Below are 19,192 nucleotides of genomic sequence, written 5' to 3' on the forward strand. Positions count from 1 at the left end.
CAGATTTTGAATTAAGGTTTAGGATTTAGAAATTTTAAAAATTATGATCAGGAACTATCTGAAAATTGCCTGGCGAAACATCGTCAACAATAAAATTTATAGCGCTATTAACATATTAGGATTGGCAGCAGGTATGGCTGTAGCCCTGATTATTGGGTTATGGGTAGGGAATGAATACTCGTATGATAAGTTTTTGCCTAATTATAAGCAGTTATACCAGGTTCAGTTAAACTTCACTACACAACATGATGGTGAGCATACTCAAGCAGCCATGGCCATTCCTTTGGCTGATGTACTGCGGAAAGATATACCCGGAATAAAGTATGTGGCCGAAACAGATTGGGTGGGCTGGCAATGGCACTCGCTATTGGTTGGCGATAAAAAATTATACCTGAACGGAGGGGCAGCTGCGCCTGACTTTTTAAAGATATTTCAATATCCTTTTGTTAAAGGAAATGCTAATAACGCTTTAACCGATCCTTATTCTATTGTTTTAAATGAATCGACCGCCAAAGCATTATTCGGCGATGCCGATCCGATCAACAGATTTATCCGTATTGATAATCAACAGAATTTAAAAGTAACCGGGGTAATAAAGGACATCCCTAAAAATGCTACCAAGCAATTCACTTTCCTGACGCCCTTTAGTTTTAAGGAGCAAACAGAAACCTGGATGAAAAATGCACGTACCACGTGGACAAATAATTCATTCAATGCTTTCGTAGAATTACAACCTGGGGTAACAGCTGAACAAATTGCGCCTAAGATTAAGAATCTGGTATATGAGCATAGCCCGCAAATGAGGCCAGCAAAACCTGAAGTAATATTACACCCGTTAAAAGATTGGCATTTGTACGCTGATTTTAAAAATGGTAAAGCTGTTGGTGGTTTTATTGATTACGTCAGGATGTTCAGTATCATTGGTATACTGGTATTACTTATTGCCTGTATCAATTTCATGAACCTTTCTACCGCCCGCTCTGAACGAAGAGCACGTGAGGTTGGGGTACGAAAAGCTATAGGCTCTCAGCGTAAGGATCTGATCATCCAATTTTTAGCCGAATCTGTACTGATCACTTTTATTGCCTTTTTATTTTCGATACTATTTGTACAATTGGCTTTGCCGTACTTTAATTCATTGGTTAACAGCGCTATCCATATACCGTATACCGATCCAATATTTTGGAGTGTCATGATATTTTACGTGCTGCTGACTGGCTTACTGGCCGGAAGCAGACCGGCGTTTTATTTGTCATCATTTAACCCGGTGAGGGTTTTAAAAGGTTCGATTAAGGAAGGTAAGACGGCGTCACTGCCTCGTAAAATATTGGTTGTAACGCAGTTTAGCTGTTCTATTGCATTGATCATCAGTACGATCATCGTATACCAGCAGATACAACACGCCAAGGACAGGCCAACGGGCTATAATGCTGCCAGGTTAATGATGACTGATATGAGCGGCGACCTCAATACAAAATATGATGCCTTAAAAAACGATATGCTGGCCAGCGGATATGTAGAAAGCGTTGCGGCAGCCTCAAGTCCGGTTACCAACATATATAGTCACATGTCGCTGGATAAATGGCCGGGCAAAAGCGCAAGCGACGAAGCGGTGAATATTGCAGCTGTTTTTGTGTCTGATGATTATTTTAAGACCCTGGGAATGACACTTAAGGAAGGCAGGGATTTTACCCACAGTTGGACGGCCGACTCTACCAGTGTTATACTCAATGAAGCCGCGGTAAAAAGAATAGGCTTGAAAAACCCCATAAACCAGTTGGTCACCTGGAATGGTAACACCGTGCCTGTGCGTGTAATTGGGGTGGTAAATGATGCTTTGATGGAATCGCCTTTTACACCGGTTCAGCCGGCTATTTTTAGTCACGGACATGTAGCCAATAATATCATGTACCGTTTGTCGCCCAATGCAGATACGAAAGAGGCTATTAAACAGCTCACTAAAATATTTGATTCCTATAATCCGGCTTATCCGTATATATACCAGTTTGTCGACGAAGAATACAATCATAAATTCAACCTGGAAATACTGGTAGGTAAACTATCTGGAATATTTGCAGGCCTGGCTATTTTAATATCATGCCTTGGTTTGTTTGGATTGGCTGCTTACGTGGCAGAACAACGAACAAAGGAAATCGGTATCCGCAAAGTATTGGGCGCATCAGTGGGACAGGTGTGGTTGTTGCTATCAAAAGACTTTATTTTATTGGTAGGTATAAGCTGTATTATAGCTTCGCCGGTAGCCTTTTACTTTTTACAAAACTGGTTGCAAAAGTATGATTACCGTATAACAATTGGCCCTGGCGTATTCTTATTATCAGCAGCCGCAGCCATTATAATCACCTTAGCCACTATTAGTTTCCAGGCCATAAAAGCGGCGTTGACCAACCCCGTAAAAAGCTTGCGCAGTGAATAAGCATTTGTCCAATTAAGATTTAGAAATTAGAATTTATATCATCATGATCAAAAACTATATTAAAATAGCCTGGCGTAATTTAAAACGCAACAAGGCTTACGCGTTTATCAGTGTTGTTGGGTTAGCCCTCGGGATCACCTGTGGCATTTTAATTTTCACCCTGATCACTTACCATCTGAGCTTTGATAATTTTCATAAAAACTCAGACAGGATTTATCGTTTATATACAGAATGGCATGATGATGGCATCGGCAGATCGCAGGGGGTACCGCAGCCTTTGGGGAAAACCTTTCGTAATGATTTTACATTGGCAGAAAAAACAGCCCGTGTGATCAGCTTTAATGATAACCTGATCACTATAACACAGGGCAATCAGGTCAAAAAATTTAACGAAGAGGATGGAGTAGCCTTTACCGAGCCGGAATATTTTGGTATTTTAAATTTCCCGCTACTAAAAGGGAATATAAAAACGATCCTTGTGAAGCCCGGAGAGGCTATTGTGACCGAAAAAACCGCCCGAAAGTATTTTGGTGATGCAGATCCGATAGGAAAAGTTATTCGTCTGGATAATAAAGTTAATTTCACCATTACCGGCGTTTTGAAAGATTTGCCTAACAACACCGATCGTAAGCAGCAGGTATATGTTTCTTATGGCAACATGGATGAATATACAGACAAAAGACGCGAGGATAATTGGGGCGGTGTTTTTAGTGGAAGCGAAGTAGTTACCTTACTAAAGCCATCTACTACAATGGCCAGAGCTAATAACGCTATGGCAGATATTGTAAAAAAGCACTATAAAGGTCGCGACTTACAGGTATGGAAATTTAAATTACAGCCGATTTCAGACATTCATTTCAATGCCGATCTGGATGGCTATGCCGACAAAAAATACCTGTGGGCTTTATTCTTTATTGGTTTGTTCCTGATCATTACTGCTTGCGTGAACTTTGTTAATCTGGCCACAGCTCAAGCCTTAAACCGAGCCAAAGAGATTGGCGTACGAAAGGTTTTAGGCAGCCTCCCACGTCAGTTATTCTGGCAGTTTATTGCCGAAACTGCTTTAATTACCCTTGTAGCGGTTATTGTGGCTATAGGTTTATCATTTGTGGCACTTCCTGTGATCAATAGTTTATTCCATTCACAAATGGCCTTTAATCTTTCTCAGCTTGCGGTGTTTATTGTGTTAATCAGTATCCTGGTTGTATTTTTATCAGGATCGTATCCGGGCTTGGTATTAGCACGCTTTCAGCCCATATTGGCGCTTAAAAGCAAACTTTCACAAAAGCATGTGGGTGGATTTTCGTTACGCCGTATATTGGTAGTTACCCAATTCTCTATTTCTCAGGTGTTGATTATAGGCGCAATAATTATTGTATCGCAATTACATTATTCGCAAAACACTGATCTTGGGTTTAATAAAGATGCTGTTGTATTGCTACCGGTTCCTCAGAACGATAAGGTTAAACTGAGTACCATGCGTAATCGCGTTAATGAAGTGCAAGGCGTCGAAAAATCATCCTATTGCTACAAGGCGCCGGCAGCACAATCCAATAATAGTACCGATGTTCGTTTCAATCAAAGGGCCGAGGATGAGCACTGGGGTATCAATACAAAACCAGGTGACGAGAACTTCCTTGCTACCTTTGGAGTGAAGCTGGTAGCCGGGCGTAACTTTTTTCCGGCCGACACTACACGTGAATTTTTGGTGAATGAAACCTTTGTAAAAAAACTTAATCTTAAACCTCAGGATGTAATAGGTAAAATGCTGTCGGTAAATGGAAGGTCAACTACCGCGCCTATTGTGGGTGTTGTAAAAGATTTTTACAACTATTCATTCCATACCGAAATATCGCCGATCTGTATCATGCCTGATTACCGGTCCTATTCCACTCTGGCTGTTAAAATTAATATGCGTAATGCCAAAACAACATTACCAGCCCTTGAAAAAATATGGAACGAAACTTTTCCCGAAGAACTATACTCATACCAATTCCTTGATGATAGCGTCGGAAAGTTTTATGAGATGGATAATATACAACTAAAATTAGTTGAAGGATTTGCGGGTATTGCTATCCTTATTGGTTGCCTGGGTTTATATGGTCTGGTATCGTTTATGGCTGTTCGCAAAACCAAAGAAATTGGGGTACGTAAGGTATTAGGTGCCAATACTATAAATATATTATGGCTGTTTGGTAAGGAGTTTACTTACTTGTTACTTATTGCCTTTATAGTTGCAGCACCGCTGGCCTGGTGGGCAATGCACAATTATTTGCAGGATTTTAAATACCGTATCAGTATTGGCCCCGGTATTTTCCTGGTCTCTATCCTGTCAACATTCATTATTGCCTCTATTACGGTAGGCTATCGTTCAATAACCGCGGCTTCGGCTAATCCGGTAAAGAGCTTACGAACCGAATAAAATCGGGTAAAAGGTGAAAACTTAAAGGTAAAAGGCTTTGATAAAGAATAATTAGAGTTTAGAATTTCTCTTTAGTGTTTAGAATTTCAACTATTATGATCAAAAACTATTTTAAAATAGCCTGGAGAAATTTGGTAAACAACAGGGTTTACAGCGCCATTAATATTTTAGGGCTTGCCGGAGGAATGGCTGTGGCGTTGCTTATTGCCCTTTGGGTAAATAACGAGTATTCATATGACAAATTCTTGCCTAATTATGGACAGCTGTATCAGGTTTGGCGCAATTTTAACAGCAATGGCGAAACACTCACCTTTAGCAGTACATCCTTAAAATTGGCTGATGCACTTCGAAACAATTATCCTGAAATAGAATACGCTGCCGAAACAGATGGTAATGGCTCACATGGCTTAATGGTGGGTGAAAAAAAGTTTTACCTGAATGGTTCGCAGGTAGGGGGCGATTTTTTAAAAATGTTTCAATACCCCATGTTGCGGGGAAATATGAAAGATGCGCTAAAAGATCCATATTCTATTGTGTTGACAAAAGCCACCGCGATAGCTTTATTTGGTTCTGTAGATGTTATAAACAAAACAGTTAAGATTGATAATAAGGATAATTTAAAAGTGACCGGTGTGCTGCAGGATCTGCCGGGTAATTCTTCTCTCCAATTCAAGTACCTCATACCCTTCGCTTACATGGAGGCAGCCCAACCTTATGTAAAACAGGCGCGTAACGGAAGTTTCGGCGATAACGCTTTTCTGATATACGTAAAGCTTAAATCGGGAGTTGCATATAGCCAGTTAGCACCAAAGATAAAAAACATGGAAAAAGGGGAAAATAATATCAACGCCAAAAACTCCGAAGTTATTTTACAGCCCATGCATGATTGGCATTTGTTCAATGGATGGAAAAATGGAGTAGCCAGCGGTGGCTTTATTGAGTATGTGCGCCTTTTTAGTATAATCGGAATTTTGGTTCTAATGATCGCCTGCATTAACTTTATTAACCTCACAACCGCACGGTCTGAAAAACGGGCGCGGGAAGTAGGTATCCGTAAAGCTATCGGCTCTCAGCGTAAACATTTGATTTTTCAGTTTTTAACAGAATCAACCATCATTACATTTATAGCATTCTTCTTTTCGATACTGTTTGTACAAATTGCGTTAGCACCTTTTAACGCACTTACAGGCACAACCATTAGCATACCCTTTCAGCGTGTTTCTTTTTGGTTAATAACAATTGCCTGTGTGTTACTTACTGCTCTTATTGCAGGCAGCAGACCCGCATTTTATTTGTCGTCATTTAACCCAGTTAAAGTACTGAAAGGGACTATACAAGTAGGGCGCTCCGCTTCATTTTCAAGAAAGATGCTGGTAGTTATGCAATTTAGCTGTTCAATTGCATTGATCATCGGTACCATTGTAATTTACCGACAGATCCAGTATGCACGAAACCGGCCTTCTGGTTATAATATTAATCGTTTGGTAACTACCAATTCAAATAGTGATCTGGGTAAAAACTATCAGGCATTGAAAGACGAATTATTACAAAGTGGAGCTGTTCAAAATATAACTCAGGCTTCAAGTCCGGCTACCGATATTTATCTGCACAATGATATTGACAACTGGCCCGGTAAATTAGCGGGTGAAACAGTAGAAATGGGGGTGGTTTTTATCACAAGTGATTATTTTAAAACCTTGGGTATGGATATGAAGCAAGGCAGGGAGTACACTGGCATTGCTGCAGATACTTTAAATTTGATGTTTAATGAAGCAGCTATTAAACGCTTAAGATTAAAAGACCCCATCAGTCAGATTATACAGTATAACGGAAATAAGATGAAGATCATCGGTGTAACGAAAGATGCTTTAATGACTTCACCATTCGCCAAGGCAGATCCAACGATGTTTGTTTACAGCACTTATCCGCAGGATAATATTATTTATCGCCTTGCACCAAACGTAAACCCGCATAATGCTATTGAAAAGATCAATCAGATTTTTACTAAATACAATCCTGCTTACCCATTTACCTACCACTTTGTTGATGATGATTATAACCGCAAGTTCAGTCAGGAGCTGCTTATTGGTAAATTATCAGGCATATTTGCCGGCTTAGCTATTTTTATATCGTGCCTGGGCTTATTTGGCCTCGCTGCTTATATAGCAGAACAACGTACCAAAGAAATAGGCGTACGTAAAGTATTAGGCGCTACGGTGAGCCAACTGTGGTTTTTGCTGTCCAAAGATTTTGTATTGCTGGTTATTATCAGTTGCGTTATCGCATCACCACTGGCTTTATACTTTTTGCAGAACTGGCTGCAGAAATATGATTACCGTATAAGTATAGGACCAGGAGTTTTTCTTATTTCGGCTGTGGCAGCAATAGCCATTACACTTTTAACCATCAGCTTCCAGGCTATCAAAGCGGCGATAGCCAATCCCGTAAAAAGTTTAAGAAGCGAATAAAGCATAAAGCCGGAAACTTAGGGCAAAGGCTTTTAGCTTATGCTTTAAGTTTCCGGCTTTTTTATTGTATCATAACCGTACGCTCCGTGTTACATAAGCGAACAGTATTCATGGAGCTTATCAGATATAAAGTATTGATTTATAGATAATTGATATTTTGGTATGTTATTGATACTTGATTGGCAGAATTGAATTGATATTTTTAAACAAAAACAAATACGTACCAATCAAAAATAAATACTTAAAATGCTATCACTCCAACATATTTCGAAATACTACCAGGTAAGCGGACTTAAAAATTTTGTACTTAATGATCTTAGCCTTGAAATTGATGAAGGCGAGTTTGTATCTATCATGGGGCCGTCGGGCTCGGGTAAATCATCGTTACTTAACATTATAGGTATGCTTGATGAACCGTCAGAAGGATATCATTACTTTGCAGGTCATGCGGTGCATCAATTGAAAGAAAAACAGCGCTCCGCATTGTACAAACAGTATGTTGGCTTTGTTTTTCAGGCTTATCATTTAATTGATGAACTCACCGTTTATGAAAACATCGAAACACCATTAATTTATCAGGATTTCAAAGGCGCTGAGCGTAAAGCCATGGTGGCTGATATATTAGACCGTTTTAATATTGTAGGTAAAAAAGATCTTTTCCCTGCGCAATTATCCGGCGGGCAGCAGCAATTAGTGGGTATAGCCCGTGCACTGATTGCCAAACCAAAATTGTTATTAGCCGACGAGCCTACCGGCAACCTCAATTCCAAACAAGGGGAGGAGATCATGGAATTATTCCGTAAGCTTAACAAGGAAGATGGGGTTACTATTATCCAGGTAACGCATTCTGAGAAAAATGCTGAATATGGTTCGCGTATCATTAATCTTTTAGATGGTAAAATCGAATCCTCAAAACAACTCTGATCATATACTAATGCGATATTTTAAATTTATATTTTTTGGTTTAATAGTCTTATCGGCTATTAACGCACAAGCTCAAACAGATACACTAACTACTATAAGGCAATGTATAGATGTTGCTATCAGAAATAATCTGGATGTAAGGAAAAGTGAGTTGGATATGCAGCGCCTGGGAGTAAATTATAAGCAGGCCAAAGATAATTTGCTGCCATCATTAAACGGCCAGGTAGATCATAGCCTTAACAGCGGTCGTAGTATCAACCCGTTTACCAATAGTTATGTAACTCAATCATATACTTCTGGTAATTATAGCTTAAATGCCGGTTTAACCCTGTTTAGTGGTTTGCAGAACCTGAATGCCATTAAGCAAACCTCATTGGCTTATCAGGCCGGTAAAATGGATTTTCAACAGGCAAAAGACCTGGTAACTATTAATGTGATAACCGCTTATCTTTTAGTTTTAGATAATACCGAACTTTTAGCCCAGGCTTACAATCAGCTTGATGTATCCAAAAAGCAGGTTGAAAGGTTAGAAATATTAGAAAAGGATGGCGCTAATAAACTGCCTTCTGATTTGTATGATTTGAAAGGTCAGTACGGCGATAATGAACTTAATGTGGTGACCACCAAAAATAACCTGGAAGCATCTAAATTAAGTTTGGTGCAGATATTGAATATCCCCTATAATAGAAACATTAAATTGGAACCCATAAGTGTAGCCGATGTTGCTGCACAAAGCGGAGAAAATGCCGACCAGATCTTCGATACAGCGCTAAAACAGTTGGCTTATGTAAAAGCAGCTGAATTAAGACGCCAAAGTGCCGAAAAAGGTGTAAAAGTTGCCAAAGGCGCCTTATCGCCTTCAATCTCATTATTTGGAGGGGTAATTACAAATTATTCAAGCGCTGCGCAGAATTCGACAGTTAGTGATTCATCTATTGTGCCGACCAAGCAGTTTGTAAATACGCCTACTGGCAAAAGCACAGTTTATACAACAGAGTATACTAATACTTTCAAGAATATAGGTTATTATGACCAGTTTAAAAATAACTATAGCACCCAGTTTGGAGTTACTTTAAAATTGCCGATTTTAAACTATTTCCAAAATCGGAATAAGGTAAAACTGGCTAAAATTGATCTGCAGGAATCAAAATATGTAGAAGAAAACACCAAAAACGTTTTGCGGCAGAATGTAGAACAAGCATATGTGAACATGACGCTGGCATACAACCGGTATAAAGTTTTGGTAGAGCAGGTTAAAGCTTATAAAGAATCGTTCAGAACAGCAGAGATCCGTTTCAATGCGGGCGTACTTACCTCAGTTGATTTTGTGGTAGCCAAAAATAATTTTGATAAGGCCAACATCAATCTTATTAATGCCCGGTACGATTGTTATATCTATAATAAGGTACTTGATTACTACATGGGGCGACTGACCTGGTAAATAGAGTTATACTGATTCTGTAAAAAATTTATACTTTTATTCCCAGATTTTAATTCCTGATATCCGGCGTATAATGTTTTATATAAAATTATAAAACATTATACGCCGGATATTGCTAATTATAAAACTGTTAGTTTAAAGCAACTTTAACATATTTACATCAATCACCTTAAAAACAACGCTAAACATGAAAAAAACAATTATCTTAACTTTAAGCATCTGCTTATTCACTATTGGTATTGCTTCTGCCCAAATAATACCCAACTTTTCTTTTGGTTTAAAAGGTGGTTTAAATTATACCGCTTTCCCATCAAACGGGGTATTTAATAACAGCAATCGTGCCGGTTACCTTGCGGGTGTTTGGGCAAGGGTAGGAGGCCTGGGCTTTAACTTTCAACCCGAGCTTTATGTTACGGGCAAAAATATCAAAGTAAAGGATGATCAAAATAATGAAAATACAGCTAAGTTCACCAGTATTGATGTGCCATTATTGTTAGGTGGAAAAATTGGTGCATTTGGTTTAGGTGGTCGTTTTTATGGTGGCCCCGTGGTTTCGTTTGCCGTTAACAAGGATCAAAGCATTGACGACGCTGCCAATAAAGCAACCCATTTAGATTATAAAAGTGCTAATTATGGCTTCCAAATAGGCGCTGGTGTTGATATCAGTAGTTTTTCAGTTGATTTACGTTATGAAGGAGGACTGAATAAAATTGCTTATGGCAATGATAATTCGCATACCCGTGTAAATGTTTTTAGTCTTGCATTGGCTTATAAGCTATTTTCACTATAAAGAAAATCGATCTTAAAGTAAAAAGACCCGCCATTCAGCGGGTCTTTTTATTGTGTAAATTCAATAAGCTTTTTTAAATAATCGTCCTGCTTATTTTACCACATCAACCCATTGTCCTTTGATCAGGCTGTTGATGGAGTTGTTATACATGGCTTCGCAATAAACTGCCGGCAAATAGTAATGACCGGCGTAAGCGGCATTCAGCATTACATAGTAGGTAACTTCTTTACCTTCCACTAAACTAAAGTAAGTATTCACCCGGTCGTCCCGAACATCCCTGTAGTCGGATGGAGATGATTTAAATACCTCATCATTGTTCAGCATCCGGCTGTTCAGTATTTCCCAGCCCGACGGGAATATTTGTGTTAGGGCCAGATTATCATACCGGCCACGCCTGCCCGGATTTTTGATATTTACCTGGGCTACAAAATCGGTACCTTGCTTTAATGTTGTTGGATCAACGGGTTTGCCACTCATAGTAAAGTAACCAACTCTCATTTCCATCACTTGTGGATCAATAAAGGTTTTTACATCAAGACCGGATGATGGCTGACCTTTTTGTATCAGTCTTATATATAGCTTGTTGGTGCCGTTGTTTTTAACCATCACTTTCCCGCCATTTGCAGCCAAACCAGCCTGCCACATATAAGAGGTCGAATTGATATTCCCTTTTGAAACACCGCCATCATAGCTAAAAGTAAGCTTGCTGGCAGACTTGTTTTGCCCGCAATATTGCGCTATGGAAATAAGGGAGTAAGCCGTGGTTTGGGTGCTATACCAGTCGTCCTGTGATAATCTTGCGGCTACAGTACGCAATAAGCCCGCTGCTTTTTGCTGCTGCCCGAGTAGTGTAAGTGTTTCCAGGATCATGGCTTCATCGCGCAGATCAGAGCCATAAGTACCATACATGGTGTAATATGGCTTTATAGTAGTAGGTAAGTTGGTTACCATTTTTAAGCCAGCCTCTGGTTGCCCGGCAAGTTTATAAGCTGCTGCCAGACGCCATTTAGCCTCTATGCTGATGTATTTAAACTCCCTGAGCCGGTTCATAGCTCCTAATTCAGGTGCACCGGCTAAGGCCAGCAGATACAGGCGATAGGCCTGGTTCAGATCATCACCATAAAATTTATGCGGATCCGGCGCCCAGGTTTGCGCTTTTTGTTTTTGATATTTTTTCCATTGTTCCATAAAACCAATAGGCAAACTGTAACCTTTGGCCTGGGCTGCCAGCATAAAATGTCCGGCATAATTGGTTCCCCATTCATCCGCATCTCCGTAACCAGGCCAGTAACTCAAGCCGCCGCCCTGTACCTGGAAGCCGTTGAGCCTGTTGATAGTTGCTTTGATATTTCGTTCGGCCTCGGCCTTTTGAATAGGTGAAAGGTCGAGCAGTTGCCCCAGATACAATTGCGGGAATGCCGAAGATGTGGTTTGTTCTACACAGCCATGTGGATAGGCTATCAGATAATCGAGCCGTTTGCTTAGGTTTAATGGCGGTATAGAGGCTATTTCGAGCGTATTTTTATTGGTGCCACTGATGCCTACAGCCTGATATGCTGTATTCCAGATCTCGCCGGGTTTCAGTTCTTTTTCCAGCACGCGGGTTACCGGCGGATTAGGATTGCGTACATTTAGCTCTACATCATAAGCAGCAGTTTCTGAACCACTTTTGGCTATGATCTTCACGTTACCTACACCTACAAAATCCTTAACATCCAAATCAAATGTAACCAGTTGATCGCCTGTTTTAGCAAAAGTTATGGTTTTTGAATTATTACCCGTCAGGTTACTGAACGCGTTTGATTGTACCGATACAGTAACCGTTTTAATATTAGGTTCCATAGCGAATACGGTAACCGGTAATTGCACTTTTTCTGTAGGGCCAAGCACACGTGGTAATGTGGCTAATATCATCAATGGCTTTTTAACGGCGACGGCTTTATCAGCAAAACCATAGCTGCCATCGTGCCCGGCAATTACCATAGCCTTAACAGAACCTACATATTGAGGCAGTTTAAAGGGCGTAGTTTGTTTTTCGCCTTTGTCCAGGTGAAATGGCCCCAGGAATTTTACAACGGGTTTAAAACGGTTTACAGACACGTTTTTGTTGGTGCCCAGATTGCCATCGCCACCTATGCTTAAAATACGTTCCAGACCGCCGCCAAAAGCACCTATCACATAATCAAACAGATCCCAGGTTTTTACACCCAGCGCCTCCCGGGCATAAAAAGCCTCATGCGGGTTTGGTGTTTTATAATTGGTGATATCCAGCAAGCCTTCGTCAACTATGGCAATGGTATAGGTCATTTCCTTGCCTGATGCTTCGGATACGGTAATGGCCGACTGTGTTTCGGGACGTATCTTATCAGGCATGCTGATCACCGGTTTCAGGATGGTCTCCGGATTATCAACCTGTAAGGGAATAGCACCATACATACGGATAGGTAGGTCGTTAACCGTTTGCGAATGTCTTTGCAACAGGGTAACGTTCACAAATACATTAGGGGTCATGGTTTCATCAACCGTAAAGCGGTATTGGGTTTGACCTTTTTTAGTGTCTATCCAGGTAGTTCTTAAAACTTTGCTGCCGTTTTCGAAACTGATCAGCGCCCTGCCATCAGCAGCGGTTGGTATAGTTAGTGTGGCCTGTTCGCCTACTTTATAGCTGGGTTTATCAGAGGTGAACGATAGCATCGCCGCTTCGGTAGGGTTGGTTTGCTGTAACCTTTCCGACCAGTTTGGCCAATCCACATAAATGAATTTCCCGGTGGAGTGTCCTGTTTGCTCATCCTTTACCTTAATCAGGTAGCGACCCCAATCGGCTTTAGGCACACGTAATGTCCATTTACCGTGCCCGTTAATAACCTGCACGGTAGCGGCCTTAATAAGCTTATTATATTTATCCTGCGTAAAATTGCTTGTTTCATTGCCGGTTTGATCCCACCACCAACGCCATTGTACTTTGTACAGTTCCAGCTGAACGGTACGGGTACCAGTCAGTGCGTTACCATGTACATCTACATCGGCTATATCAACCTGGTGATCCTTATCCGTAACCAACATGCCCGAAAGCTCGCTGCCTTGGGGTGTTTTAATGCCCACATAGCCCGGATACACGTTATAAGGCAGCGTAGTTTGCTGAATGCTGAAATTACCACCCGGCTCAAAAACCTTAACCAGGAAATTAGCTCTTAGCTGCCCCGGGGCCTGTTTTTCTACATTGATATTGGCATCTACATCCGCAACGCCATCTGCGCTTAACTTACCGTCAAATACAGTTTGGATTTGTGTATTAAAGGCCAGTGTTGGGTCGTCAAAAACATAATCCTCATATTTTTTGAAGCTTGTGGTCTGGGGTGTTAAAAAGGCGTCGACCTTAGCTTTCAGATTTTGCGCGGCCCCGCCAAATAACCATTGTGCGCTCAGTTTTCCATTGGCATTGTTGCCTTTGGTTAGCTCGGCAGCCCCACCAAATGAAAGACTTAGCTTCATTCGGTTTGGCATAATGGTTTCTACCTTGATCTTCTTTTCAAACAAAGCCCCGCCAACTTTTACCTTAGCTGTCCAGTTACCAGTAGGCGATGAGGTTTCTGTAGCGGTATGGAAACTATAAAAGCCATCCAACGCTGTTGTTTTAGTGATACGCCTGTATAATTTACCGTTAGGGTCATATAACTCAAATTGAACCGGATGATCTGGCGGCAATGTTTTTAGTTTATCTTCCAATATAAAAGATACATATATGGAATCGCCCGGACGCCAAACTCCGCGGTCTCCATAGATAAAGCCTTTAAGCCCGCTCTGTACTTCTTCGCCGCCTACATTAAAGCGGGCGAGGGGCAGGGAACTACCGTCGTCCAGCTTTAAGTAACCCCGCTGAGCGCCTTTTTTGGCCACCAGCAAATATGGTTTACGCTTGAGATCAAACTTTGCAATACCATCTCCGCCGGATGTAGTTTTGTAGATTACCTGTTTCTGATAATCCAATAATTCCAGATCTACACCACTCATGGGTTGTGCGCTTAAAATATCAGTTACCGCCACCAGCATGCTATTGTTAGTGCCCCGTTTGGCAATAAGGCCAATATTTGAAGCTATGATATTGCGTGTAGCCCAACGCTCTTTGGTGAAGTAGGATGGGGTACAGGCATTGTTTCTGTCCTGCCAGCTATAACCGTCAGGGTAAAAATTATCATACCGTGACCAAAAGTCATCGTCTTCATCATTTACCTTACTGTTATCATTATAATATTCCCCTTCATTATATACATCATCATCGCCATTACTGCTTTTTACACCTGCTCCGGCAATACTGCAGTTATACAGCGAATATTCTTTTCTGAAACCGATCACTACACGATAAATAGCTCCCGGCTCAGTGCGGATCATTTGATCCAGATCGAGCATAAAGCGGTTCTTTTTATTCAGATTCAGGCCTTTATCATTATCAAGCCTGATGGTTTTTTGAACCACCGGTTTACCTACCTGACGTAGTTCCTGAGCGCCATCAAAGCCATTGCTCTGGAAATATTGGGGTACGTTGCTTTCATAAATTTTAATAATGCTTACATCAACGGCATTCAAGTTCACCGCTTCAAAAGGCATCATTAATTTACCGGAATCGGGGAGGATAACGCCTTTACCCGGTATGGTCACAGCCGGCAGCCGGTTTTCAAAAAACACGCTGGCGGTATACGTTTTTGTGATTTTTTTGTGCGATATATTTTCAACACCTTCATTTACAACGATGCTGTAATTGCCCTCAAGATTTTCAGGAGAATATAACTTTACTGTGCTTCCGTCAATGGTATAAGCAGGGTCGGTAATGTTGTTGATGCTTATAAGGCCGTTCAATTCCTGCCCAACCAGTATATTATCAGAAAATTGCACCAATACATATTGGTCATTATCCTGCACGGCCCGTATATTCAATACTCTAAAATCGCCTATAGCGGGTACATCAAAGTGTTGGTTGCCTTTTTTGTCAACATTCAGGCTGCTGCCATCCCAGTTAATAGTGACTGGTGTAACCTTGTTCGATTGTCTTTTTAATCCGGTTATTTTAAAATGATGTGCTTTAGTACCTGTACTATGCTCCCAGCTTATTTTTACTGGAAAATCGTAATTAACGGTTAATAGTTTTTCAACCAGGGCTGGGTCTTCTGTATCGGCGGTTTGGATAATACCGTCCAGCTTCATTTCGTCAATAGATGTATTTGTGGCGGTTGTTAAGCCATTAAAGCTTACGTTAAAGTCGGGCTTTACTACCTGGAAGCCGAACTTAAAATGATCAAATTTATGCGGTACTTCGATTAATTTACCCAGGTCAAAATCAACCGTATAACTTTTTTCTGGCTCAAGTTTTCCTGCTGGTTTAAATTCAATAGTCCGGGAATCCACCCAATAAGCTTTACCTTTTACTGAGGGAGAAAGATCGAAGAGATCATCACTCAGCTGTTCGTTTTGCTGATGAGTAACCTGTACCTGCCCGGCTAAGCGTATTCTGATTGTGCTTTCTTTTGAGATAACCCCAGTAGTATATGATTCGATATACTTGCTAAATGCTGGATCGACTGCCGCTTTTTTACGGCCATTGGCAATAATGTATACAACTAATAAGATGAGTGCAAGTGACGCGCCTATAGTAATGATACTTTTGCGTCTGCGGAATCTGGTATATCCGTTCTCCATGGAATAGGTTTATTTATAGTCATGTAAATTATAAAATTTATGAGAATAAATAATTAAACGGAAAACTTATTTTACGGGGGCTTATAATATCATAACACCGGGTTTATTTAACACCGGCAGTTTGATAAAATTCATTTCAACAATACTTTCAGGTAAAAAAATGAATTTTTTATCGTAAATATTCTTGCCAATATAGTAGCTGAGCCAGTATTCGTTATTAAGGCCGAATGTTTGCTCATCAATAGGTTCAATAAGCTTAAACGCCTGTCCGGGAACTTGAGGGAACATGTGGCGCAGCGTTGATGTTTTTACCTGTACGCCGTCTTTTTCGCCATAACCTTTTGAGGTGACCAGCACATTCTCGATGGGCTCTTTCTTGAGGTTGATGAGATACACATACCATATTTTGCTCTCGATATTCTCACTTTCCAATGCAACCGCTACTGCAATATCCTGTACGTTATTTTCGGGGAGGTCTTTTATCATGTTTTATTAGTTGATTGTGTGAGTGGTTGATTAGGTTAGTAGTTAAATAAATGATAGAACAACTATTCACTTAATCAACCTAATCAACCATTCAAAAAAATCATTTCTTTTTTGCTGCCGCTTTTTTCTTTGCCGGTACTTTAGCTGCCGGTTTTGCTGAGGCCGCTTTACCAAACCGGCCTTTTTTAGCATCCTTTGGCATAGCATCGGCCAGAGCTTTGCATTCTTCATAAGTAAGCGTTAACGGATCCTTATCCTTAGGGATCTTTACATTCAACTTACCGAATTCAATATAAGGGCCCCAGCGACCATTGAGTACTTTAACTTCGGGATCTTCGTCAAAAGATTTAATTAGTTTCTCAGCGTCTTTTTTGCGCTTGGCATTGATCAGTTCGATTGCCTGCTCTTCGGTAACATCCAGCGGATCAATTTCTTTCGGCAAAGAAACAAACGCGCTATTATGACTGATATAAGGTCCGAAGCGGCCAATAGCTACCTTCATTACTTTGCCTTCGTACTCACCCACAACCTTGGGTAACTTAAACAGTTCCAGTGCTTCATCAAGACTGATAGTTTCTATACTCTGGCCATTTCTTAAGCTCGCGTAAAGTGGCTTTTCTTCGTTTTCATCAGTTGCACTGTCACCTATCTGCACAAAAGGGCCATAGCGGCCAATACGTACCGATACTTTTTTGCCGTTTTCCGGATGTACACCTAATTCGCGCTCACCAGTAGCTTTATCAGCAGTTTCTATAGTGCTTTGAACTTCTTTATGGAAAGGATTATAAAAATCATGGAGCATAGCTGTCCATTCTTTTAAGCCTTGTGCTATTTCGTCAAATTGCTTTTCAACGCTTGCTGTAAAGTTAAAATCAACAATATCATTAAAATACTGTACCAGGAAATCGTTAACTACCGAACCAATATCCGTAGGGAATAGTTTACCCCGTTCAGCGCCGGTATTTTCGGTTTTATTTTCCTTAACGATAGCATCGCCTTTTAAAGTCAATACCCTGAAATTGCGTACTTTCCCTTCGCGCTCTTCCTTAACTACATAACCACGGTTTTGGATGGTTGAGATGGTAGGAGCATAAGTTGATGGCCGACCGATGCCTAATTCTTCCAGTTTCTTAACCAAACTGGCCTCCGTATAACGCGCCGGTGGACGGGAAAAGCGTTCCGTAGCCGACATTTCCTGTAAAGCCAGACGCTGCCCTCTTGTTAAAGGAGGCAGCATGGTGTTTTCGCCATCCTGTTGGATATCCTCTTCATCATCATCGGCAGATTCCAGATACACCTTCAGGAAACCATCAAACTTCATTACTTCCCCATTGGCTGTCAGTTCTTCCGGGCGAGTGGAAATACTGATCTTAGCGGTTGTTTTTTCAAACTGTGCTTCACTCATCTGTGAAGCGATAGCGCGTTTCCAGATGAGCTCATACAGACGCTTTTCTGATGAATCTCCATCAATTGTATGGTTATTAAAATAAGTTGGTCTTATTGCCTCATGCGCTTCCTGGGCACTGGCATTTTTGGTTTTATATTTACGGTGCTGGTGGTATTTTTCGCCGTAAGCCGATATGATCTCTTGTTGAGCGGCATTTAAGGCGGTTTCTGACAAGTTAACCGAGTCGGTACGCATATAGGTAATGTTACCCGATTCGTAGAGCTTTTGAGCAACCTGCATAGTACGGGCTACAGAGTAACCCAGCTTTCTGCTGGCCTCCTGTTGTAGCGTAGATGTTGTAAATGGCGCTGCAGGGGAACGTTTTGCAGGTTTTGTCTCTAACGAGCGGATATCAAAATCGGCCCCAATACAATCGGTGAGGAATTTCTCAGCATCTTCCTGTTTGCTAAAACGTTCGGAAAGTTCTGCTTTGAACGCTTCTTTACCTTTACCAAATATGGCTACTATTTTAAAAGCAGCTTCTGATTTAAATTTATTGATCTCCCTTTCGCGATCAACGATGAGCCTTACGGCTACTGATTGTACACGACCGGCAGATAAAGATGGTTTTACTTTTTTCCACAAAACAGGAGAGAGCTCGAAACCGACTAATCTGTCCAATACCCGGCGTGCCTGCTGGGCATTAACCAGGTTATAGTCAATTTTACGTGGAGTATCAATTGCCTTTAATATAGCTGGTTTGGTTATTTCGTGAAAAACAATACGCTTGGTGGTGGCATCTTTTAAACCCAGTGTTTCAAATAAATGCCAGGATATGGCTTCTCCCTCACGGTCCTCGTCCGATGCGAGCCAAACCATTTCGGCTTCTTTAGCTAATTTCTTTAATTCACTGACAACTTGCTTTTTATCGGCTGGTACTTCATATTTCTGGGTAAAGTTATTAGCTATATCAATTGCGTCTTCAGATTTTATCAAATCACGGATATGGCCGTAACTTGATTTAACCGTAAAGTCTTTCCCAAGATATCCTTCGATGGTTTTGGCTTTCGCCGGAGATTCAACTATGAGTAGGTTTTTGGCCATTTAAGCAGTTATTTTTTTGCAAATAAAACATAAAGAAAGTGAAAC

The 19,192-nt window shown here is 40.9% G+C and carries 9 protein-coding genes; 6 read left to right on the forward strand and 3 right to left on the reverse strand.

The features are described 5' to 3' along the window. Nucleotides 1-43: 43 nt before the first annotated feature. The 6 genes from ACNURT_RS14355 to ACNURT_RS14380 all read left to right on the forward strand — a co-directional run bounded on the left by ACNURT_RS14355 (nt 44) and on the right by ACNURT_RS14380 (nt 10,479). The gene (locus ACNURT_RS14355) at nt 44-2,434 is read left to right on the forward strand and encodes an ABC transporter permease (RefSeq protein WP_419698259.1); all 2,391 of its coding nucleotides are present in this window, start codon (nt 44-46) and stop codon (nt 2,432-2,434) included. A 43-nt stretch (nt 2,435-2,477) separates the two neighbouring features. Further along, nucleotides 2,478-4,856: an ABC transporter permease gene (locus tag ACNURT_RS14360; protein WP_419698260.1), complete on the forward strand. Its 2,379-nt coding sequence runs from the start codon at nt 2,478-2,480 to the stop codon at nt 4,854-4,856. Between the two features lie 95 nt (nt 4,857-4,951). Next, on the forward strand, nt 4,952-7,324 hold the full coding sequence (locus ACNURT_RS14365; protein WP_419698261.1) for an ABC transporter permease: 2,373 nt from the start codon (nt 4,952-4,954) through the stop codon (nt 7,322-7,324). Nucleotides 7,325-7,570: 246 nt separating this feature from the next. Next, a complete protein-coding gene (locus tag ACNURT_RS14370) occupies nt 7,571-8,248 on the forward strand; it encodes an ABC transporter ATP-binding protein (RefSeq protein WP_166086706.1) in 678 nt (225 codons plus the stop codon). Nucleotides 8,249-8,258: 10 nt separating this feature from the next. Continuing rightward, complete coding sequence (locus tag ACNURT_RS14375) at nt 8,259-9,689, forward strand: TolC family protein (protein ID WP_370995573.1); 1,431 nt, start codon at nt 8,259-8,261, stop codon at nt 9,687-9,689. A 187-nt stretch (nt 9,690-9,876) separates the two neighbouring features. Continuing rightward, entirely contained in the window at nt 9,877-10,479 is a 603-nt protein-coding gene (locus ACNURT_RS14380) for a porin family protein (protein WP_419698262.1), read from the forward strand. Between the two features lie 90 nt (nt 10,480-10,569). On the opposite strand, the gene ACNURT_RS14385 is transcribed toward ACNURT_RS14380, so the two are convergent. From ACNURT_RS14385 to topA, 3 genes are all read right to left on the reverse strand, one after another. Continuing rightward, on the reverse strand, nt 10,570-16,170 hold the full coding sequence (locus tag ACNURT_RS14385; RefSeq protein WP_419698263.1) for an alpha-2-macroglobulin family protein: 5,601 nt from the start codon (nt 16,168-16,170) through the stop codon (nt 10,570-10,572). 81 nt (nt 16,171-16,251) lie between these two features. After that, nucleotides 16,252-16,656 (reverse strand): hypothetical protein, encoded by a 405-nt coding sequence (locus tag ACNURT_RS14390; protein ID WP_419698264.1) that lies wholly within the window; start codon nt 16,654-16,656, stop codon nt 16,252-16,254. A 100-nt stretch (nt 16,657-16,756) separates the two neighbouring features. Then, on the reverse strand, nt 16,757-19,147 hold the full coding sequence (gene topA / locus ACNURT_RS14395) for a type I DNA topoisomerase (protein WP_419698265.1): 2,391 nt from the start codon (nt 19,145-19,147) through the stop codon (nt 16,757-16,759). Nucleotides 19,148-19,192: the final 45 nt, after the last annotated feature.

The sequence above is a fragment of the Mucilaginibacter sp. NFX135 genome, from assembly GCF_048565145.1.
Lineage (GTDB): Bacteria > Bacteroidota > Bacteroidia > Sphingobacteriales > Sphingobacteriaceae > Mucilaginibacter.

What these genes read in the sequence shown, in the direction of transcription:
- ACNURT_RS14390 (WP_419698264.1), bottom strand. Translation starts at nt 16,656, where the DNA reads ATGATAAAAGACCTCCCCGAAAATAACGTACAGGATATTGCAGTAGCG.
- ACNURT_RS14355 (WP_419698259.1), top strand. Translation starts at nt 44, where the DNA reads ATGATCAGGAACTATCTGAAAATTGCCTGGCGAAACATCGTCAACAAT.
- ACNURT_RS14375 (WP_370995573.1), top strand. Translation starts at nt 8,259, where the DNA reads ATGCGATATTTTAAATTTATATTTTTTGGTTTAATAGTCTTATCGGCT.
- ACNURT_RS14370 (WP_166086706.1), top strand. Translation starts at nt 7,571, where the DNA reads ATGCTATCACTCCAACATATTTCGAAATACTACCAGGTAAGCGGACTT.
- topA (WP_419698265.1), bottom strand. Translation starts at nt 19,147, where the DNA reads ATGGCCAAAAACCTACTCATAGTTGAATCTCCGGCGAAAGCCAAAACC.
- ACNURT_RS14385 (WP_419698263.1), bottom strand. Translation starts at nt 16,170, where the DNA reads ATGGAGAACGGATATACCAGATTCCGCAGACGCAAAAGTATCATTACT.
- ACNURT_RS14360 (WP_419698260.1), top strand. Translation starts at nt 2,478, where the DNA reads ATGATCAAAAACTATATTAAAATAGCCTGGCGTAATTTAAAACGCAAC.
- ACNURT_RS14365 (WP_419698261.1), top strand. Translation starts at nt 4,952, where the DNA reads ATGATCAAAAACTATTTTAAAATAGCCTGGAGAAATTTGGTAAACAAC.
- ACNURT_RS14380 (WP_419698262.1), top strand. Translation starts at nt 9,877, where the DNA reads ATGAAAAAAACAATTATCTTAACTTTAAGCATCTGCTTATTCACTATT.